Genomic DNA, 19,170 nt, shown 5'->3' with positions numbered 1-19,170 from the left:
GGGCGGGCATGCGGGTCTGGGGTTCCTCCGTGCGGGGTGGCAGAAGGCATCTCCGTGCGGCGGGGGAGCGGCGGACCGCGCTAGGCTCGATCGACGTGACCCAGATCGTTCTCGCCTCCGCCTCGCCCGCCCGCTTCGCCCTGCTCCGCAGCGCCGGACTCGATCCCAAGGTGATCGTCAGCGGAGTGGACGAGGACGCCGTCGTCGCTGACACCCCGAGCGACCTCTGCCTCGCGCTGGCACGCGCGAAGGCGGCGGTCGTGGCACGGGACCTGACCAGCGGCCTGGTCATCGGCTGTGACTCCATGCTGGAGCTCGACGGCCGGGCCTACGGCAAGCCTTCCTCGGCCGAGGAGGCCGTCTCCCGCTGGCAGAGCATGCGCGGCAGGGAAGGCCGCCTGCTCACCGGCCACTGTGTGATCGACGCCGCCGGCGGACGGGAGGCAGCCGAGGTGGGTGCCACGGTCGTGCGGTTCGGCACCCCCACCGACGCCGAGATCGCCGCCTACGTCGCCACCGGTGAGCCCCTCCGTGTCGCGGGCGCCTTCACCCTCGACGGCCCCGGCGGCTGGTTCGTCGACGGCATCGACGGCGACCACGGCAACGTCCTGGGCATCTCCCTGCCGCTCCTGCGCCGCCTCTTCGCCACCCTCGGCGTCTCGGTTCCCACTCTCTGGCAGAGCGCCTGACCCGCCCGCCTTTTCCCGTTCGAGCTCTCCCATGGGGCTTGTGCGGGCGTTCGGGGTCTCGTACGGCGTTTGCCGTCCGGTAGGTCCTCTGGGGGTTGTGCGGGCATTCGGGATTTCGTACGGCGGTTGCCCGTCCCGACACGTTCTCCCGGCTCGCCGCCCTGTCGCATGCCCGGCTCCGGTGCCGGTGCTAGCACTGACCCCGACCCCGACCCCGGCACCGGTACGGCGAGGCGCGGGGGGAGGCGGGGTGGAGCGGTGTTCCCAACGCCGTCGCGCGGTGATCCACTGATGCCGCTAATCTTCCGGGCATGGGTCATTTCCGCTCCTTTACGGACGGCATCGGGTTCTTTCTGCAGGGAGTGCGCTGGGTCGCGCGGAACCCTCGGTGGTGGCTGTTCGGGTTGATCCCCGCCCTGATCGTGTTCGTGCTCTACGCGGTCGCGCTCTACTTCCTCGGCACCAACCTGGGAGGCCTCGCCGAGTGGGCGACACCGTTCGCGAGCGGATGGGGCGAGGCGGCGCGCAAGACCCTCCGGGCACTGGTCGGAGTGGTGATCTTCGGTACCGGCCTGGTCCTGTCCGTGGTGACCTTCACGGCGGTCACCCTGATCGTCGGTGAGCCCTTCTACGAGAAGCTCTCGGAGAAGGTCGAGGAGACCTATGGCGAGGTGCCGAGCGGGCACGAGCTCCCGCTCTGGAAGTCGATCCCCAGGTCCGTCAAGGACAGCCTGATCACTCTCGGATACGTGCTGCTGTTCACCGTCCCGCTGTTCTTCCTCGGCTTCGTGCCGGTGATCGGACAGACGGTGGTGCCGGTGCTGGGCGCCCTGGTCTCGGGCTTCTTCCTCACGGTCGAGCTCACCACGCTGGCCATGGAGCGCCGGGGCATGGCGCGCAAGAACCGGTTCGCCCTCCTGCGGAGGAACAAGGCCTCGGCTCTCGGCTTCGGCGTGCTCGTCTTCCTGCTCTTCCTCATCCCGCTGGTCGCGGTGGTCGCGATGCCCGCGGCCGTGGCAGGTGGGGCGATCATGGTCAGGGCGAAGCTGGCTCCCGTCTGAGTTTTCCACAGGGATGCCGGACGGAGGTCCGGGCGTCCACAGATCGAGGTCCAGCACGGAGGCGTGGTCGGAATCCGGCGAAACTCTGGGCCATGACAACCGACACCCCGGCCCCGCCCGCCTCCCAACCGCGCCTGCTGCTCGGTTCCACGGAAGACGTCCTCGGCGCCGTGCCCTACCTCGTGGGGTTCCACCCCGCCAACAGCCTGATCATGATCGGCCTGAAGGGCAGGCCGTCCAGAGGACGGCTCCACCTCACCATCCGATGGGATCTGCCCCTGGTGGCACCCGGCCTCGGCCGGATCGTCCCGCTGCTCCGCAAGGAAGGGATCAACCAGGTCATCGTCGTCGGCTACGGTCCGGGCACGCTGGTGACCCCCGCCGTGGACGTGGCCGTCGCGCTGCTGCGCAACGACGGGGTCACGGTCGTCGACGCGCTCCGGGTGGAGGAGGGCCGCTACTGGTCCTATCTCTGTTCCCGGGCCGACTGCTGCCCCGCTGCGGGCACGCCGTACGGACGGGAGGCCGATGTGATCGCGGCCGAGGCCACCGTGCACGGACTGGTCGCTCTGCCCGACCGTGAGACCCTGGAGCGCTCACTCGACCCCGTCGGTGGGGCCGCGCGGCTGGCCATGCGCCGGACCACGGTCCGTGTCACGGAGGAACTGCGGGGCCGGCTCGCCAGATGCGAGGACGTCGAGAGGCTCGCGGCGGAGTTCGTCGCGGACGGGATGGCCCGGGTCCGTGCGGCGATCGGCGCCTACGCCTCCGGCGGGCGGCTCGACGACGAGCAGGCGGCCAGGCTCGGGCTGGATCTGGCGGTGACCCGGATCCGGGACGAGGCGTGGGCGCTCGTCACCGACGACACCCACGACGTCCACCGCAGGCTCTGGCAGGACCTCACCCGGCGGCTGGAGCCCAGATTCGTGCCTCCGGCCGCATCCTTGCTCGGCGTCGTCGCCTGGAGCGACGGCGACTCCGCGCTGGCCGGCATCGCCCTTACCCGGGCACGCGACATCGACCCCGGATACTCGATGGCGAATCTGCTCATGCACGCCCTCCACCATCTGCTCCCGCCACACGTGCTCAAGGAGAGGATGCCCAGCTCTGAGGAGCTGGACGAGGAGATGGGCAGTCCCCGGGCGGCCTGGCTGCTCCCCATGATCGCTTTACTGGAGGAGCCGGGAGCGCCGGCGGGGTGACGGGTTATCCCTCGGCGCGTCTGCGGCGTTCGTTGTAGGCCCGCATCCGGGGCGGATAACCGGTCAGCTGCACGTCGTAGACGGGCATGGCCAGGTCGCGGGCCACCTTGCGGATCACAGCGGGCGAGCCGACCCGGCGCCGGGTCCACTCGCCGTCGTCCGCGATGGCCATCGCGGTGGTGTCCGTCGCGAAAGTTTCCGGCTCGACGTAGAACTCCACGCCGCGACGCGACTTCGCGAAGGCGATGAGCGCCTCGACGTCGGCGTCGGTTGCCTCACGGTCGAACTTGGCGATCTTCGGCCCACGCAGACGCCTCAACCCATAGCGATCCCGCCATCTCATGACTCCTTGTATACCTCTCCGGGGCGTTCCATGGCGGGAGGCCAGGGTGGACTCTAAGGGACATCCAAGGGTTCATCCGGATGGACCGGACGAAAGTTGATGACAAATATGGAAGGCAAAGCGGCGACGAAAGGGATGTCGGTTCATGGCAGGCACAGTGACACCAGCGGCGAGCCCGTGGCACGGGGGCGTGCCGACACCCGGTGCGAGGCCCGGACACGCCGACCTCAGGGTGAGCAACCAGGATCGGGAGCAGGTGGTCGAGCACGTCAAGGCCGCCTACGCCGAGGGGCGGTTCGACAAGATCGAGTTCGACGACCGGCTGGAGCGGGCGATGACAGCCCGTGTGCACGGCGACCTCATGCCGATCATGCATGAGCTGTACGGCTCACACCCGGTCAGGCCGATGCCCTACCCGCCCGTGACCGGCCGGCCGATGCCGGGCCACCACCACAACGTCCGGGCGGAGACGGGGGGAGACCGCCTGGGCGCGACGGCGGCGCACCTGCTCCCGCTGGTCGGCCTGCTCGCGATCGGCCCGCTGATCATGCTGCTGGCCGCAGGCAAGACCTCGCCCTACATCCGCAAGCACGCGGTGGAAGCGCTCAACTTCCAGCTGACCCTGCTGGGGGCCACCGTGCTGTTGGCGATCACCTTCGTTGGCTTCGTGCTGATGCCGGTGCTCTGGATCGGGGGCGCGGTCCTGTCCGTCGTCGGAGGCGTGGCGGCGCTGGGCGAGGGCGACTTCCGCTACCCGTTCACGCTACGTCTGGTGAAGTAGACCGGCACGTTGCGTCTGGTGAAGTAGACCGGCGAGCCGGGCCGACGCACGACCACGCCGTCCAGTACCCGGCGGCTGGCCTGGTGCCGTGCCTGGCGGACGGGCTGGTGCCGTGCCCGGCGGACGGCCTGGGGCCGGTGCCGGTCCGTGCCCTCACGGGTGGGGGCTGGGTGGCGACCCGCGCTGTGCGGTGCCCGGTGTGCGGGCCCGGTCCGGCTCGATGCGTGGCGAGCCCGGTCCCGCAGACCGGATCAGGTGCCGAGAACCTCATACTTGACCCGCATGACCCCGGCGCCGGTGTTGCCGATGGCCGAGAAGGCGGCCCTGGACAGGTCGAGGCAGCGCCCGCCCACGTAGGGGCCGCGGTCGTTGATCCGGACCGTTACCGACTCGCCGTTGGAGGGGTTGGTCACCCGGACCCTGCTGCCCATGGCGAGGGTCTTATGCGCGGCGGTCATCGCGCGGGGGTTGAAGCGCTCACCGCTGGCTGTCATCTGTCCCTCGTCGTAGAAGGAGGCACCGCAGGTCCCGGTGGAGATCACCCGGGCCTTCGGCTTGGAGACGGTCTTCGGTGTGCGTGCCTTCTCTGTCTTCGCCGCGCTCTCGGCCTTGGCGGTCGAGCTGTCGCGCGGTGTGCTCTTGGTCTTGGGAGTGGCCGCGTCGCGCGGTGTGCTCTTGGTCTTGGGAGTGGCCGCGTCGCGTGGCGTGCCCTCCGTCTTGGAGGTGCCGTTCTCGGCGGCGGTGCTCGGCCCGGCCGTGGCGTCAGGCGTGGCGGATGGGCCGGTGGACGGGGTGGCGATCTCGTTGGCGGCGGCCTCGGCGTTCCCGGCCTCCGTTTTCTGGGAGGAGGCGGAGGGATCGGGGGCGATCCCGGGGGACCGGTCGCCGGACTGCCGCACACCGGCCAGACCGGCGGAGGCGGCCGTCTGCGAGGCGTCGCCGCCCGAGATCGCCCAGGCGGTGGTCGATGCCGCGGCCACCACGGTGACGCCGGCGGCCAGCACGGTCAGGCGCCGCCTGCTCATCAGCGATCTCTTCGAGGATGACTTGTCGGGGGACGGGGTGGAGGAGTGCAAGCCCAAGGGAAACCACGGTCCAAAATCGGGGGCAGGACACGGGAAGGCCGTACGGGGCAGGGGAGAGGGGGAATGCACGTCGGCCGGTCCCGATGGCGGGGTACAGGGGTGTCCCCCGCGTAATGCGGTTGACGATATGCGACAAACAGGTAGTAAAGGCAAGTTAATGTCGTAATGGTGACTTATGTCACTCTGGTCAAGAAATAGTGTCGAGCCGGTATGGATCTGCCCAGCTCAGATCATGGGCCGGGTCACGTCCACGGAGGCGATCTACGGATTCCGCCGGTGGCGGGCGGCGGTAACCGTGCCCGTTCACCTCCGCTCCACCCCAGGGGGCGGCTGGCTGCGCGGCGCCGTACGGGTGGAAGGTCAAAAACGCGGCGAGGGTGGGCGGAGTGGCCCGGGGGCGGTCCGTAGGAGGTGTCGTGGGGGTGGATCCGGTGATCCGGTAAGGGGAGGCGGAGCCGGTGGAGAGGAGGGATCCGATCAGGAGCGGGGCGACGGATCCGGTTAAAGCATGAGGGAGCGCACCATTTCCACGGTGTCGGCCTGATCGGCGTTCTTGTCGGGGCGGTAGCGGATCACCCGGGCGAAGCGGAGTGCCATGCCGCCGGGGTAGCGGGTGGACTGCTGCACTCCGTCGAACGCGATCTCGACGACGAGCTCGGGGCGGACGACGACCGTCCAGCCGTCGGTGGGCCCCTCGGTGATTTCGAGGAAACGCTCGGTCTGCCAGGCGAGCACCTCGTCGGTCAGGCCCTTGAAGGTCTTGCCGAGCATGACGAACCCGCCGGTCTGCGGGTCGCGGGCGCCCAGGTGAAGATTGGAGAGCTTGCCCTCGCGGCGGCCACTGCCCCACTCGGCGGCGAGGACGACCAGGTCGAGCGTGTGCCGTGGCTTCACCTTGATCCAACCGGCGCCACGCCGCCCGGCGGCGTAGGGCGTCTGCAGCGACTTGACGACCACGCCCTCGTGACCGGCCCTGACGACGTCCTTGAAGAACGCCTCGCCGCTCGCGGCGTCACCGGTGACCAGACGGGGGGTCACCAGCTCCGAGGGCACGGCCGCGGCCAGCGCCGCGTGGCGCACCTCGCCCGGCAGGTCGAGCAGGTCGGCGCCGTCCACCCGCAGGGCGTCGAAGAAGAACACGCGTAGCGGGGTCCTCTCGCGCACCCGGGTCACGTCGATGCGGCTGGACACGCGGCCGGAGGTGATCTGGAAGGGCTCGGGGCGGCCGTCGGGGCGCAGCGCGATGACCTCGCCGTCCAGGACGAGGTCCTGGGAGGGCAGGGCGCGGACCGCCTCGACCAGCTCGGGCACCTGGGCGGTGATGTCGTCGAGGGTCCGGGTGAAGACGTTCACCGCGTCGCCGGAGCGGTGAGCCTGGACCCGCACACCGTCGAGCTTCCACTCGATCGCGGCCGGCCCGCCGATCTTGCCCAGGGCGGCTGTGACGGAGGTGGCGCTCTGCGCGAGCATCGGCGACACCGGCCGACCGACCTCCAGGTGGAAGGCCCGCAACGCGTCGACTCCGCCGCTCAACGCGGCGGCGCCGACGGCCGGCAGCCAGCCGCGGAGGGTCAGTGCCCGCCGTACTTCGGCCGTCGGCACCGCGGACGCCTTCGCGATGGCCTCGATCATCACCCCGTCCAGCGCGCCCTGCCGGAGCTCGCTGCGGAGCAGGCGGGACAGGAAGGTCTGCTCCTGGCGGGTGAGCGCGGCGAACAGCTCGATGATCAGGGCCTTGCGCGCGGCCTGGGAACCGGGGCCCGCCTGGGCCTTGATGCGGTCGAGGAAGTCGTTGACCTGGCGCAGGGTGGCGGTGGCGGCCAGGCGCGGGTCGGGCGGATCCTGCAGACCGGCCCAGCCCACGCCGATGTGGCGCTGCGGCAGCTCGCCGGAGAGATAGGAGATGGCGATCTCCGCCTCGTCCGGATCGACCCGGCCGAGCAGCTCCGCGAGATGGCCGATCTTCGCCAGCCTGGCGGAGTCGGCGGTCACGGCTGCGGAGGTGCGCGCAAGGTCGATCAACAACACAAGGCTCAGCCTAAGAGCTGGGGGTGACATTCCGGCAGAGCGGACCCCGCTTTTCGGAGCGATCCAGCTCCCGGGGCGACGGGCCCTCCGATGACGGCTGGGTGGTCCGGCTCCGTGACGCGGGCCGTCCGATGGTGATGGGGTGGTCCGGCTCCGGGGAGACGGGCCCTCCGATGACGGCTGGGTGGTCCGGCTTCTGGGAAACGGGTCGTCTCGTGGGGGCGGAGCGGTCCGGTGTCGGGGAGCGCCACCTCATGGTGGGGAAATGATCCGGCTCCGGTGACGGGTCGTCCGATGGCGGTCTGGGGGGTCCGGCTCCGGTGACGGGCCACCCATGGGGAGGGTGGCCCGTCACCGGGACGTCAGCTGACGCCGAGCAGGTCCACGACGAAGATGAGCGTCTCGCCCGGCTTGATGCGGGCGCCCGCGCCGCGGCTGCCGTAGCCGAGGTGGGGCGGGATGGTGAGGCGACGACGGCCGCCGACCTTCATGCCCGCGACCCCCTGGTCCCAGCCCGCGATGACCTGGCCGCCGCCGAGCTGGAAGTCGAAGACGTCACCGCGGTTCCACGAAGCGTCGAACTCCTCGCCGGTGGAGAAGGCGACGCCGACGTAGTGCACGCTGACCCGGTGACCCGGCTTGGCCTCCTGGCCGTCTCCCTCGACGATGTCGACGATCTGCAGCTCCGCGGGCGCGTCGCCCTCCGGGAAGTCGATCTCCGGCTTCTCCAGTGCCACGTGGTTCTCCTTGGTCGGATACGCGCCGGTCGATTTCCGACCGGCCGGACGACTCTACGGGGTCCGGAGGCCGTATGAGAGACAGAGGGACGTGACGGCCCCGGCGTCGTACTCTCAAGGAGATCCGTGGAGGTGGGATGCGCAAGCCGTACACCCCGGAGGAGATCCTCCTCACCGGGAAGGTCGCTGTCGTCACCGGGGCGGCCCGGGGGCTGGGGCGGGCGATCGCGGAGGCCCTGCGGGAGTTCGGGGCGGAGCTGGCGCTGTGCGACCGGCATCCGATCGACGGGTTCGACACGCTCACCATGACCATGGACGTGCGGGATCCGGCCGCGCTGGAGGTGTTCGCCCAGGCGGTGCGGGAGCGGTTCGACCGGGTGGACGTGCTGGTCAACAATGCGGGCGGGACGTTTCACGCGGCCTTCGCCGAGACCTCCCCGCGGGGTGAGAGCGTGCTGATCGCGGAGAACTTCACGCAGGTGACCGCCATGATCAGACGTTTTCTGCCGTTGATGCCGCCGGGGGCGTCGATTGTCAACGTCACCTCCAGCGAGGCGCACCAGGCCGCACCGGGGTTCGCGGTCTACGCGGCGATGAAGGCGGCCGTGGAGAGCCTGACCCGCTCGCTCGCGCTGGAGCTGGCCCCGCGCGGGATCCGGGTCAACGCCATCGCGCCCGACGCGCTGCCCACCGGTGGTGAGGAGGGCGTGCGCGAGCGCATGCTGGCGGACCCGCTGCCCTTCGAACCGGTACGGCTGCCGCCGCTCGGCTGTCTGGGCGATCCGGCGGAGGCCGGAGCCGCCGCGGTGTTTCTGGCGAGTGAGATGGCTGGATTCGTCACCGGGACCACCCTGCACGTGGACGGCGGCATCCATGCCGCAGGCGGCTGGCGGCGCGCGGAGCCCTGACGGAGAAACGCTGGGGAGCGCTCTCTGGGAGAGAGATCGGCCGGAGCTGCCGGGGCTCGGCTCCGGTGCCGTGAGGTACGACCGCCACGCGATGTCGAAGTGACCTGCCTCTGGTGAGAGTGCTCCGTCGAACTTGCGAGGAGGCCGTCTCGCCTCATTTGACCTGTAAGAATGTGGACTGATTGCGGAGGGAGTTCTCCTTTCCCGTGTCGGCGGGTAACGGCGATCGTTATCCGGGAGGTCGTTGACACGTGACTCGGACGGCGTCAATCTGCTCAGGGAGCGCTCTCTTCATGATCGCTAATGCGGGTCCTGGGAGGCTGTCGGCGTAGATTCGGCATCGTGCACGTCGACTCCGACACCCAGCGGCGCCCGCTCAAGGACGGCGCGCTGTGGGGTCGCGAGGTCATCAAGCGGAACGGACTGCGGGGGAACCAGATGAGACGACCCACCTTGGAGGCGGTCGCCGCCCGTGCCGGGGTGTCCCGGTCGACCGTCTCCCGGGTGGTGAACGGCCACACCACGGTGACCCCGGACATCCGCGACGTGGTGATGCGGGCGGTGAACGAGCTGGGCTACGTCCCCAACGGGGCGGCACGCAACCTGGTCACCCAGCGGACCAACTCGGTCGCGCTGGTCGTCTCCGAACCCCCGAACCGGGTCTTCTCCGACGACCCGATGTTCTCCACCGTGATCCGTTCGGCCAGCATCGAGCTGGAGGCCGTCAACATGCAGGTCGTGCTGTTGCTGGCCGGGTCGCCGGAGAGCCACGCCCGCGTGGAGACCTACGTCGCCGGCGGCCACGTGGACGGTGTCATGCTCGTGTCGAGTCACGGCGCCGACCCGCTGCCCGTCGCGCTCACCCGGCTGCGCGTCCCGGTCGTCTCCTACGGCAGACCGGCGGTGCCGGTCGCCATGCCGTACGTGGACAGCGACAACGTGGGCGGCGCCGCCGCCGCCGTGCGGCACCTGCTGGAGCGGGGGAGACGGCGGATCGCGACCATCGCCGGGCCGCTGGACATGATCGGCGGCCAGGACCGGCTGGCCGGATACCGTGACGTGCTCCGCGACTCCGACCGCCGCTCCATCATCGCGGTCGGCGACTTCACCCGGGAGTCCGGCGCGATCGCGATGCGCCAGCTCCTGGCCGACGATCCSGACCTGGACGCGGTGTTCGCCGCCAACGACCTGATGGCGATCGGCGCCATGCACGCGCTGCGCCAGGCGGGCCGCCGCATCCCCGACGACGTCGCCGTCGTCGGCTACGACGACATCGAGGCCGCCCGCTACACCGATCCGCCGCTCACGACCATCCACAACCCGCACGCGGAGCAGGCCGCCGCCATGGTCCGCCTGCTGCTCGGCCTCCTGGAGGGCGGCTCCGCCGACCCGTCGATCGTGTCCACCGAGCTCGTCGTCAGGACCTCCTCGTAGACTCCCGCACCACCAGCTCGGTGGGGAGCACCACCGGCGTCCTGTCCTCCGGGTTGAGCACCATGCGCGCCAGCCGCCGCCCCATCTCCACGGTCGGCTGCCGGACGGTGGTCAGCGGAGGCTCGGCGTAGGCCGCGGCGGGGATGTCGTCGAAGCCGATGACGGCGACGTCGCCGGGGACCGTCCGCCCCGCCTGGCCCAGCGTCCGCAGCGCGCCCAGCGCCATCAGGTCGTTGGCCACGAACACCGCGTCCAGGTCCGGATCGTCGGCCAGGAGCTGGCGCATCGCGATCGCGCCGGACTCCCGGGTGAAGTCGCCGACCGCGACGATGGAGCGGCGTTCGGAGTCACGCAGGACGTCGCGGTAGCCGGCGAGCCGGTCGATCCCGGCGATCATGTCCTGCGGCCCGGCGATGGTCGCGATCCGGCGCCGGCCCTGCTCCACCAGGTGCCGGACCGCCCGCTCGGCGCCGCCGGCGTTGTCCATGTCCACGTACGGCAGGTCGCCGGGCACGCTGGGCCGGCCGCCGCAGACCACCGGGACGCCCCGCCGGGTCAGGATGCCCGGCAGCGGGTCGGACCCGTGCATCGAGGCGACGATCACGCCGTCCACGTGCCCGTTGGTGGCGTAGCGCTCGACCCGGTGGTAGCTCCCGTCCGGGCCGGTGAGCATCAGCACGAGCTGCTTGTCGGCCTCCTCGATCTCCAGGCTGACCCCCCGGATGATCCCGGCGAAGGTCGGGTCGTCGGAGAAGACCCGTGTCGCGGGTTCGGGGAAGACCAGGGCGATCGAGTCGGCCCGCTGGGTGACCAGGCTCCGCGCGGCCTGGTTGGGGACGTAGCCCAGCTCCTCCACGGCGCGGTGGACGGCTTCGCGGATCTGCGGGGCCACCCGGGTGGAGCCGTTGACCACCCGTGAGGCGGTCGCCCGGGACACTCCCGCCCGGGCGGCCACCTTCTCCAGCGTCGGCCGGGCTCTCACAGCCCGTTCCGGCGGACGACATCGCGGTACCACAGCGCGCTGTCCTTGGGAGTGCGGCTCTGGGTGGCGTAGTCGACGTGCACGACGCCGAACCGCTTGCCGTAGCCCTCGGCCCACTCGAAGTTGTCCAGCAGCGACCAGACGAGATAGCCGCGCAGGTCGGCGCCGGCCTCGATGGCGGCGTGGGCGGCGCGCAGGTGCCCGTCGAGGTAGGACAGCCGGCCCGCGTCGTGGATCCGGCCCTCCTCCACGACGTCGTCGAAGGCCGCGCCGTTCTCGGTGATGATCAGCGGGGTGCCGGGGTAGTCCCGCGACAGCCGTACCAGGAGGTCGGTCAGCCCGGACGGCTGGACCGGCCAGCCCATCGCGGTCCTGGGCGCGTCGGGACGGGGGAAGGCGATCCCCTCGCTGCCCGGGTAGACCGGGTTGGCGGGCTCACCGGTGCGGACGGCCACGGTCTGCGGGTGGTAGTAGTTCACGCCCAGCAGGTCGACCGGCTGGCTGATGATCTCCAGGTCGCCGTCCTCGACGAAGGACCAGTCGGTGAAGCGGCCGGCCCGTTCCACCACGTCGGCGGGGTACTCCCCGCGCAGCACCGGGTCCAGGAAGATCCGGTTCTGCAGGCCGTCCACGATGGACGCGGCCTCGCCGTCGTCGCCGAGCACCGGTGCGAGGTTGAGCGTGATGCCGATCCGGCTCGCGCCCGCCGCGCGCAGCGCCTTGACCGCCAGCCCGTGCCCCAGCAGCAGGTGGTGGGTGGCGGCGAAGCCCAGCCCCGGCTCGCTACGGCCCGGCGCGTGGATGCCCGAGGCGTAGCCGAGGAAGGCCGAGCACCAGGGCTCGTTCAGGGTCGTCCACGTCTCGACCCGATCACCCAGCCGCGCGTGTACGATCGCGGCGTACTCGGCGAACCGTTCGGCGGTCTCCCGGTTGGTCCAGCCGCCCCGGTCCTCCAGGGTCTGCGGCAGGTCCCAGTGGTAGAGCGTCACGATCGGGGTGATCCCGGTCCCGTGCAGCTCGTCCACCAGGCGGTCGTAGAAGTCCAGGCCGCGCGGGTTGGCCGGACCGGAGCCGTCGGGCTGGATGCGAGGCCAGGAGATGGAGAAGCGGTAGGCGTGCAGGCCCAGGTCGCCCATGAGGCGGACGTCGTCGGAGTAGCGGTGGTAGTGGTCGCAGGCCACGTCGCCGGTGTGCCCGGCGTGCACCTTGCCGGGGGTCCGGGAGAAGGTGTCCCAGATGGAGGGGCCTCTGCCGTCCTCCCGAGCCGCGCCCTCGATCTGGTAGGCCGCGGTGGCGGCGCCCCAGACGAAGCCCTCGGGGAACCTCAGCGCGCCGGAGTCCTCCAGGACGTAGGACTGTTCGGCGGACATGGTCATGTGTTCACCGCTCCATTCTTGTCTGAGTCACGTGAGAGCGCTCTCACGAGCATCACGGTTGTCTGAGTTGCCTGTCAAGAAAAATGGGACTGTAACCGTAGGATCACAGTCATTGACATCAGGGAGGGGGCAGACAATTCTTCCAGAGAGCGCTCTCAGACTTCCCGGCAACTTCATATGGAGGAAGGTTCATGTCGCTCCCCTCACGGGCCAACCGCGTCACCCTGGTGGCGGGCACCATCGGACTGGCGCTGGCCGTCACCGCCTGCGGATCCACGGAGCCCAAGCCATCGGCGAGCGGAGGCGGCAGCACCTCGGCCGAATGCGCGGCCTTCGACAAGTACGGCAAGCACGACGGCAAGACCGTCAGCATCTACTCTCCGATCCGCGACGCCGAGGCCGACCTGTTCCAGGAGGCGTGGAAGCCGTTCGCGAAGTGCACGGGGATGAAGATCACCTATGAGGGCACCGGTGAGTTCGAGGCCCAGATCCAGGTGCGTGCGGACGGCGGCAACCCGCCGGACATCGCCTTCTTCCCGCAGCCGGGCCTGCTGGAGCGTTTCGCCAAGGCCGGCAAGCTCAAGCCCGCCTCGGCCGAGGTGAAGAAGCTGGCGGACGAGGGCTGGTCGCCCGACTGGGCCAAGTACTCCACCGTCGACGGCACCTTCTACGGCGCGCCGCTGGGCGCCAGCGTGAAGTCCTTCGTCTGGTACTCACCGAAGATGTTCAAGGAGAAGGGCTGGACCGTCCCCACGACCTGGGACGAGCTGATGACGCTCTCCGGCACGATCGCCGGCACCGGCGTCAAGCCGTGGTGCGCGGGCATCGAGTCCGGTGACGCGACCGGATGGCCGGCCACGGACTGGATCGAGGACATCCTGCTCCGCGAGATCGGCCCCGACGGCTACGACGAGTGGGTGAGCCACAAGCTCGCCTTCAACGACCCCAAGGTCGTCGCGGCGGTGGACAAGGTCGGCGCGATCCTCAAGAACGACAAGTTCGTCAACGGCGGCTACGGGCCGGTGAAGTCGATCGCCAGCACCGCCTTCCAGGAGGGCGGCGTCCCGATCACGGAGGGCAAGTGCGCGCTGCACCGCCAGGCGTCCTTCTACGCCAACTTCTGGCCCGAGGGTACGAAGGTGGCCGAGGACGGCGACGTGTTCGCCTTCTACCTGCCGGGCAACGACCCGTCCAAGAAGCCGGTCCTGGGCGCGGGTGAGTTCGTGGCGGCCTTCACCGACCGCCCCGAGGTCCAGACCGTGCAGGCCTACCTCGCCTCCGCGGAGTTCCCCAACGCCCGGATGAAGCTGGGGACCTACGTCTCCGCGCGCAAGGGCGTCGATACCGCCAACGCGCAGAACCCCATCGACAAGCTCTCCATCGAGATGCTGCAGGACCCGGAAACGGTCTTCCGCTTCGACGGCTCGGACCTGATGCCGGCCGCGGTCGGCGCCGGCACCTTCTGGAAGGGTATGACCGACTGGATCAACGGCAAGGACACCAAGACGGTCCTCGACTACATCGAAGCCTCCTGGCCCAAGTCCTGATATTTACCGATATGTCCGGTCCCGTGTAACCTGCGGGGCCGGACATATCGCCCCCCTCGGCACGATCCTTCCGGGAGTTCCCTCCGATGGACTTCGACTTCGCCGCCGAACAGCCCAAACTCGTCCAGCTACTGATCGGCGTCGCCGCGTTCCTCGTGGTGGTCGCGGTGATCCTGGTGCTGGTCGACCGCGCCCCGATGCGGCGGCGGGCCTGGTCCCACGCGACGATCCTGCTCCTGCCCGCCCTCGCCCTCCTCGGCATCGGCCTGGTGGTGCCCGCCGTACGGACGACCCTGCTGTCGTTCATGAGCGGCGACGGCCGGGACTGGGTGGGTCTGGACAACTACGCCTGGATGTTCACCCAGCCCGAGGCCCTGACCGTGTTGCGCAACACGCTCATCTGGGTCCTGCTCGTGCCGCTGCTGGTGACCACGGTCGGGCTGGTCTACGCGGTCCTGGTGGACCGCACCCGCTTCGAGTCGGTCGCCAAGTCGCTGGTGTTCCTGCCGATGGCGATCTCGTTCGTCGGGGCGGGCATCATCTGGCGGTTCGTCTACGCCTACCGCGCCGACGACCAGGACCAGATCGGCCTGCTCAACCAGCTCGTGGTGAGCATGGGCGGCCAGCCCCAGCAGTGGCTTCAGGAGCCGCCGCTGAACACGCTGTTCCTGATCGTGGTGATGGTCTGGATCCAGGCGGGCTTCGCCACCGTGGTGCTCTCCGCCGCGATCAAGGGAATCCCGGCGGAGATCATCGAGGCCGCCCGGCTGGACGGGGCGAGCCCGGTGCAGATGTTCTTCCGGGTGACGCTGCCCTCCATCCGCTCGGCGGTGATCGTGGTGCTGGTCACCCAGTCGATCGGCACCCTGAAGCTGTTCGACATCGTCCGCACGATGACCGGCGGCCAGTTCGACACCAGCGTCATCGCCAACGAGATGTACAACCAGGCGTTCCGCTACGGCGAGACGGGCAAGGGCGCGGCACTCGCGGTCTTCCTGTTCGTCCTGGTGACGCCCATCGTGATCTACCAGATCCGCCAGCGCCGGGAGGTCCGGTGAGCGGGCGGGGGATCGAGCGAGCCTGCGGGCAGGGCGCCACGGGAACGTCTCCGACGAAGGAGTCCGCGTGACCACATTGACCGAGACCGTGGCGCGGACCAGGGCCGTGACGGCTCCCCAGCGGGTCCGGCGGCGGCTGACCAGCCGGGTCGCCAGCGCCGTGGCGATCGTCATCGCGGTCCTGTGGACCACTCCGACCTTCGGCCTGCTGCTGTCCTCGCTGCGCCCGGAGGACCAGATCAAGTCCACCGGGTGGTGGACGTTCTTCTCCGATCCGCAGCTCACGCTGGAGAACTACCAGGAGGTGCTGTTCGGCACCTCCTCGTCCTCCGGCCAGATGATGAGCTTCCTGATCAACTCGATCGTCATCACGATCCCCTCGGTGCTCCTGCCGCTGGCCCTGGCCACCTTCGCCGCCTACGCGCTGGCCTGGCTGCCGTTCCGGGGGCGCGAGTGGATCTACATCGGCATCTTCGCGCTCCAGATCGTGCCGCTGCAGATGGCCCTGGTCCCGCTGCTGTCGTTCTTCTCCCAGGGCGTGGAGGTCTTCGGCCTCCAGGTCCTGCCCGGCTGGGAGCTGGAGGGGTCCGCCCGCTTCGTCCAGGTCTGGTTCGCGCACACCTGCTTCGCGCTGCCGCTGGGCATCTTCCTGATCCACAACTTCATGGCCGAGCTGCCGGGCGAGCTCATGGAGGCCGCCCGGGTGGACGGCGCCACCCACGGCACGATCCTGCGCAAGCTGGTCCTGCCCCTGGTCGGGCCCGCGCTGGCCACCTTCGGCATCTTCCAGTTCCTCTGGGTCTGGAACGACCTGCTGGTGGCACTGATCTTCGCCGGCGGCACCGCGGAGACCGCCCCCATGACGGTACGGCTGGCGCAGATGGCCGGGACCAAGGGCAACGAGTGGCAGCGCCTGACCTCGGGCGCGTTCGTCTCGGTGATCATCCCGCTGGCCGTCTTCCTGTCGATGCAGCGCTACTTCGTCCGGGGCCTGCTCGCGSGCAGCGTCAAGGGCTGAGTCCGCCGCCCCCGGGCCCGCCGGCCGCCCTCGGTTCCGCCCGGGAGCGGCTGCCGGGCCCGCGGTCCCGGGCGGTACGCGCGGGGCCGGTCAGGCGCGGCGGTCCGGCGCGGCGGCCTCGGTGACGGGGGAGTGGCCGGTGGTGGCGGGTTCCGTGACGGCGTGGTGGTCGGGGGCCGTGGGCTGCGCGGCGGCCGGGTCGTAGAGTCCGGCGGACGCCGGGACCTCGACCACCATCGTGTCGGCGGGGCCGGGAGCCCCGTCCATGACGGCGCGGGCGTGGTCGAGGTGCGAGGCCGCGACCAGCACGTCGTAGCGGCCGGCGACGATCGCGCTACGTGAGGCGAAGTCCCGCTTGCCGCCGGTGAAGAAGTGGTTGATGAACCCGAAGGCCGCCCCCATCACGGCGCCCCAGAGCGCCGCCCAGAGCACGAGCACGATGAACGACATCGTGGTCGAGGTGAACAGCCCGAGGAACATCCCCACCACCGCGCCGAAGACGGCACCGCTCCCCGCTCCGGTGAGCGCGGCGCGTCCGTTGGTCATCCTGCCGGTGACGGTCTCCTCCAGCTTCAGGTCGCTGCCGACGATCGCCACGTGCTCGACGGGGAAGCCCGCGTCGGAGAGCGAGTCCACGGCTCGCTGCGCGGCCAGGTAGTTGTCGTAGCCGACCAGCACTCTCCGGTCGACGACGACCTGTGTGGCCGGAGGGGGAGCCAGGGGGGTGGGGAGTTCCGCCATGTCCGTTCGCCTTCCCGTGCGTAGAGGGGGATCCGGCCTGGCGACTACCCCGCCCCCGGTCGACAATGCGCGATCACGGGTGAGACCTTGTGTCCACGGAGGACATGTAATAGTTTCAAATGAAAAGTTTTCTGGCGAAAGCGGGCATAGGGCGATGAATCGCCCTGTCGCCGCTGAGGCTCTTGGGGGAAGACGCCGCCGGTGGGCGGCGGTACGGGTTGTCCGGCGCTAGGTCCGCGAAGGAACCTGGGATGATCGCATTCATCGTGGTGATCGAAGCAGCGCTCGCGCTCACGGGCCTGATGGCACTGTGCCGTCTCACCCGCTACACGGCCAGGCGGCCGCTGTACCTGCACGATCGCCGTGACCACCATGACCACCTGGCGGGAGTGCGAAGGCGGCGCTGACCACGCCGCGGCCCGCCGGGCGCGAGCGCTTTCACGGCGGGGACGGGCCGCGACGGCGGCGCCGCGGGGCGCCGCCGCCGGGCAGGGACTACCAGCTCTGGTGGAGCGGCATGCCCTCGGTGTAGCCGGACGAGCTCTGGATGCCGACCACCGCGCGCTCGTGGAACTCCTCCAGGGTGGAGGCGCCCGCGTAGGTGCACGAGGAGCGCAGACCGGCCACGATGGCGTCGATCTGGTCCTCGACGCTGGGCCGGGCCGGGTCGAGATACATCCGCGAGGTGGAGATGCCCTCCTCGAACAGCGCCTTGCGGGCCCGGTCGAAGGGGGAGTCCTCCGCGGTGCGCAGCTTCACGGCGCGGGCCGAGGCCATGCCGAAGTTCTCCTTGTACTTGCGCCCGTCGGGGGCGGTGCGGGTGTCCCCGGGAGACTCGTAGGTCCCGGCGAACCAGGAGCCGACCATCACGTTGGCGGCTCCGGCGGCCAGGGCGAGGGCCACGTCGCGCGGGTGCCGGACGCCGCCGTCGGCCCACACGTGGCGGCCGAGACGGCGGGCCTCGGCCGAGCACTCCAGCACCGCGGAGAACTGGGGACGGCCGACGCCGGTCATCATCCGGGTGGTGCACATGGCGCCCGGGCCGACGCCGACCTTGAGGATGTCCGCGCCGGCCTCTGCCAGGTCGCGTACGCCCTCGGCGGTGACGACGTTGCCCGCCGCGACCGGCACGCCCGGGTCGAGCGCCCTGATCGACCTCAGCGCGCCGATCATCTTCTCCTGGTGGCCGTGGGCGGTGTCCACCACCAGGCAGTCCACCCCCGCTCCGAGCAGGTCCTTGGCCTTGGCGACCACGTCACCGTTGACGCCGACGGCGGCGGCGATCCGCAGCCTGCCGGAGGCGTCGAGCGCGGGCCTGTACAGCGTGGCCCGCAGCGCGCCCGTCCTGGTCAGGATGCCGACGAGGCGGCCGTCGTCGTCGACGATCGGGGCGAGCCGGTGGCGGCCCTCGTGGAGCCGGTCGAACGCCTCGCGCGGGTCGAGTCCGGCGGGCAGGGTGAGCAGGTGGTCGGACATGACCTGGGAGAGCTGCGTGTACATGTCCACGCCGCCGCAGTCGCCCTCGGTGACCACGCCGATCGGGCGGTTCTCCCAGTCGACGATGATGATCGCGCCGTGCGCCCGCTTGGGCAGCAGGTTGAGGGCCTCGCCGACGGTGTCGTGCGGGGTGAGCGTCAGCGGTGTGTCGTGGACCAGGTCCCGCGACTTGACCCAGCTCACCACGTTCGAGACGACGTCGATCGGGATGTCCTGCGGGATGACGGCGATGCCGCCGCGCCGGGCGACGGTCTCGGCCATGCGACGCCCCGCGACCGCGGTCATGTTGGCGACGACGAGCGGGATGGTGGTTCCGGTGCCGTCATCGGTCGACAGGTCGACGGCGAGCCGGGACCCGATGGAGGATCGCGACGGAACCATGAACACGTCGCTGTAGGTCAGGTCGTAGGCCGGCGTCATCTCATTGAGAAACTTCACGTTCGTCCACCTTATCCGGTGAATAGTCCAAGGTGAGCGTTCCCTGTTTTGGGGTTTCCCAAGAGGGTCCACCAGTCAGGGCGGGCACTAAGATCCCATTTGCGTTAATTCAACGGGGTGGCCATGAGGAGGAGGCGCTGTGATCGTTGTTGACCGGCCCGAGATGATTGTCGTAGGCCATGCCGTACGGACCTCGAACGCCGACGAGGCCGAACCGGGCAGGGGGCGGCTGGGCGCGCTGTGGG

Annotated in this window: 18 protein-coding genes; 10 read left to right on the top strand and 8 right to left on the bottom strand. The window is 70.2% G+C overall.

The genetic code is table 11. From position 1 onward, the window contains the following. The first annotated feature begins 95 nt into the window (after positions 1-95). From CA984_RS30905 to CA984_RS30895, 3 genes are all read left to right on the top strand, one after another. On the top strand, positions 96-689 hold the full coding sequence (locus CA984_RS30905) for a Maf family protein (protein ID WP_207621108.1): 594 nt from the start codon (positions 96-98) through the stop codon (positions 687-689). Between the two features lie 311 nt (positions 690-1,000). Next, a complete protein-coding gene (locus CA984_RS30900; RefSeq protein ID WP_086577022.1) occupies positions 1,001-1,750 on the top strand; it encodes an EI24 domain-containing protein in 750 nt (249 codons plus the stop codon). A gap of 92 nt (positions 1,751-1,842) precedes the next feature. Continuing rightward, on the top strand, positions 1,843-2,952 hold the full coding sequence (locus CA984_RS30895; protein ID WP_086577021.1) for a DUF4192 domain-containing protein: 1,110 nt from the start codon (positions 1,843-1,845) through the stop codon (positions 2,950-2,952). Positions 2,953-2,956: 4 nt separating this feature from the next. Here the strand turns inward: CA984_RS30895 and CA984_RS30890 are convergent, their stop codons facing one another. Then, positions 2,957-3,295 carry a hypothetical protein gene (locus CA984_RS30890; protein WP_031165246.1) on the bottom strand — a complete coding sequence of 113 codons (339 nt, stop codon included), beginning with the start codon at positions 3,293-3,295 and terminating at the stop codon, positions 2,957-2,959. A gap of 145 nt (positions 3,296-3,440) precedes the next feature. On the opposite strand from CA984_RS30890, the gene CA984_RS30885 reads away from it, so the two are divergent. Further along, positions 3,441-4,076: a DUF1707 and DUF4870 domain-containing protein gene (locus CA984_RS30885; protein ID WP_242676269.1), complete on the top strand. Its 636-nt coding sequence runs from the start codon at positions 3,441-3,443 to the stop codon at positions 4,074-4,076. A 251-nt stretch (positions 4,077-4,327) separates the two neighbouring features. On the opposite strand, the gene CA984_RS48290 is transcribed toward CA984_RS30885, so the two are convergent. From CA984_RS48290 to CA984_RS30870, 3 genes are all read right to left on the bottom strand, one after another. After that, positions 4,328-5,101, bottom strand: a complete 774-nt coding sequence (locus CA984_RS48290; RefSeq protein ID WP_242676268.1) for a septal ring lytic transglycosylase RlpA family protein — start codon at positions 5,099-5,101, stop codon at positions 4,328-4,330. Positions 5,102-5,662: 561 nt separating this feature from the next. Beyond that, positions 5,663-7,189, bottom strand: coding sequence for an ATP-dependent DNA ligase (locus CA984_RS30875; RefSeq protein ID WP_086577019.1), 1,527 nt, complete (start codon positions 7,187-7,189; stop codon positions 5,663-5,665). A gap of 362 nt (positions 7,190-7,551) precedes the next feature. Beyond that, the gene (locus tag CA984_RS30870; protein WP_031165239.1) at positions 7,552-7,926 is read right to left on the bottom strand and encodes an FKBP-type peptidyl-prolyl cis-trans isomerase; all 375 of its coding nucleotides are present in this window, start codon (positions 7,924-7,926) and stop codon (positions 7,552-7,554) included. Positions 7,927-8,063: 137 nt separating this feature from the next. Here CA984_RS30870 and CA984_RS30865 point away from each other — a divergent pair, with 137 nt between their 5' ends. Continuing rightward, positions 8,064-8,834, top strand: a complete 771-nt coding sequence (locus tag CA984_RS30865) for an SDR family oxidoreductase (RefSeq protein ID WP_086577018.1) — start codon at positions 8,064-8,066, stop codon at positions 8,832-8,834. Between the two features lie 438 nt (positions 8,835-9,272). Further along, entirely contained in the window at positions 9,273-10,268 is a 996-nt protein-coding gene (locus tag CA984_RS30860; protein WP_086577023.1) for a LacI family DNA-binding transcriptional regulator, read from the top strand. Here the strand turns inward: CA984_RS30860 and CA984_RS30855 are convergent. Together CA984_RS30855 and CA984_RS30850 are read right to left on the bottom strand one after the other, a co-directional pair. Next, entirely contained in the window at positions 10,252-11,250 is a 999-nt protein-coding gene (locus CA984_RS30855) for a LacI family DNA-binding transcriptional regulator (RefSeq protein WP_086577017.1), read from the bottom strand. The genes CA984_RS30860 and CA984_RS30855 overlap by 17 nt on opposite strands. Then, entirely contained in the window at positions 11,247-12,626 is a 1,380-nt protein-coding gene (locus CA984_RS30850; protein ID WP_086577016.1) for a GH1 family beta-glucosidase, read from the bottom strand. Before CA984_RS30850 ends, CA984_RS30855 begins: the two co-directional genes overlap by 4 nt. Positions 12,627-12,817: 191 nt before the next feature. Here CA984_RS30850 and CA984_RS30845 point away from each other — a divergent pair, with 191 nt between their 5' ends. The 3 genes from CA984_RS30845 (at position 12,818) to CA984_RS30835 (ending at position 16,249) form a co-directional block, all read left to right on the top strand. Further along, entirely contained in the window at positions 12,818-14,173 is a 1,356-nt protein-coding gene (locus tag CA984_RS30845; RefSeq protein WP_086577015.1) for an ABC transporter substrate-binding protein, read from the top strand. Positions 14,174-14,259: 86 nt separating this feature from the next. Beyond that, positions 14,260-15,231, top strand: a complete 972-nt coding sequence (locus CA984_RS30840) for a carbohydrate ABC transporter permease (RefSeq protein ID WP_086577014.1) — start codon at positions 14,260-14,262, stop codon at positions 15,229-15,231. Between the two features lie 67 nt (positions 15,232-15,298). Next, positions 15,299-16,249 carry a carbohydrate ABC transporter permease gene (locus tag CA984_RS30835; RefSeq protein WP_086577013.1) on the top strand — a complete coding sequence of 317 codons (951 nt, stop codon included), beginning with the start codon at positions 15,299-15,301 and terminating at the stop codon, positions 16,247-16,249. 90 nt (positions 16,250-16,339) lie between these two features. Here CA984_RS30835 and CA984_RS30830 read toward each other — a convergent pair whose 3' ends face one another. Continuing rightward, complete coding sequence (locus tag CA984_RS30830; protein ID WP_086577012.1) at positions 16,340-16,990, bottom strand: YflT domain-containing protein; 651 nt, start codon at positions 16,988-16,990, stop codon at positions 16,340-16,342. 251 nt (positions 16,991-17,241) lie between these two features. Here CA984_RS30830 and CA984_RS46530 point away from each other — a divergent pair, with 251 nt between their 5' ends. Then, positions 17,242-17,397 carry a hypothetical protein gene (locus tag CA984_RS46530; protein ID WP_165781479.1) on the top strand — a complete coding sequence of 52 codons (156 nt, stop codon included), beginning with the start codon at positions 17,242-17,244 and terminating at the stop codon, positions 17,395-17,397. Between the two features lie 88 nt (positions 17,398-17,485). On the opposite strand, the gene CA984_RS30825 is transcribed toward CA984_RS46530, so the two are convergent. After that, positions 17,486-18,925 (bottom strand): GuaB1 family IMP dehydrogenase-related protein, encoded by a 1,440-nt coding sequence (locus CA984_RS30825; protein WP_086577011.1) that lies wholly within the window; start codon positions 18,923-18,925, stop codon positions 17,486-17,488. Positions 18,926-19,170: the final 245 nt, after the last annotated feature.

The sequence above is a fragment of the Streptosporangium minutum genome, from assembly GCF_002149035.1.
GTDB lineage: Bacteria > Actinomycetota > Actinomycetes > Streptosporangiales > Streptosporangiaceae > Streptosporangium > Streptosporangium minutum.
The sequence above is the reverse complement of the archived record's forward strand: the minus strand, read 5'-3'. Positions and strand labels throughout refer to the sequence as shown.

Excerpts from the sequence above, each read along its gene's own strand:
- CA984_RS30900 (WP_086577022.1), top strand. The coding sequence starts at position 1,001 with ATGGGTCATTTCCGCTCCTTTACGGACGGCATCGGGTTCTTTCTGCAG.
- CA984_RS30895 (WP_086577021.1), top strand. The coding sequence starts at position 1,843 with ATGACAACCGACACCCCGGCCCCGCCCGCCTCCCAACCGCGCCTGCTG.
- CA984_RS30890 (WP_031165246.1), bottom strand. The coding sequence starts at position 3,295 with ATGAGATGGCGGGATCGCTATGGGTTGAGGCGTCTGCGTGGGCCGAAG.
- CA984_RS30885 (WP_242676269.1), top strand. The coding sequence starts at position 3,441 with ATGGCAGGCACAGTGACACCAGCGGCGAGCCCGTGGCACGGGGGCGTG.
- CA984_RS48290 (WP_242676268.1), bottom strand. The coding sequence starts at position 5,101 with ATGAGCAGGCGGCGCCTGACCGTGCTGGCCGCCGGCGTCACCGTGGTG.
- CA984_RS30865 (WP_086577018.1), top strand. The coding sequence starts at position 8,064 with ATGCGCAAGCCGTACACCCCGGAGGAGATCCTCCTCACCGGGAAGGTC.
- CA984_RS30850 (WP_086577016.1), bottom strand. The coding sequence starts at position 12,626 with ATGACCATGTCCGCCGAACAGTCCTACGTCCTGGAGGACTCCGGCGCG.
- CA984_RS30845 (WP_086577015.1), top strand. The coding sequence starts at position 12,818 with ATGTCGCTCCCCTCACGGGCCAACCGCGTCACCCTGGTGGCGGGCACC.
- CA984_RS30840 (WP_086577014.1), top strand. The coding sequence starts at position 14,260 with ATGGACTTCGACTTCGCCGCCGAACAGCCCAAACTCGTCCAGCTACTG.
- CA984_RS30830 (WP_086577012.1), bottom strand. The coding sequence starts at position 16,990 with ATGGCGGAACTCCCCACCCCCCTGGCTCCCCCTCCGGCCACACAGGTC.
- CA984_RS46530 (WP_165781479.1), top strand. The coding sequence starts at position 17,242 with ATGATCGCATTCATCGTGGTGATCGAAGCAGCGCTCGCGCTCACGGGC.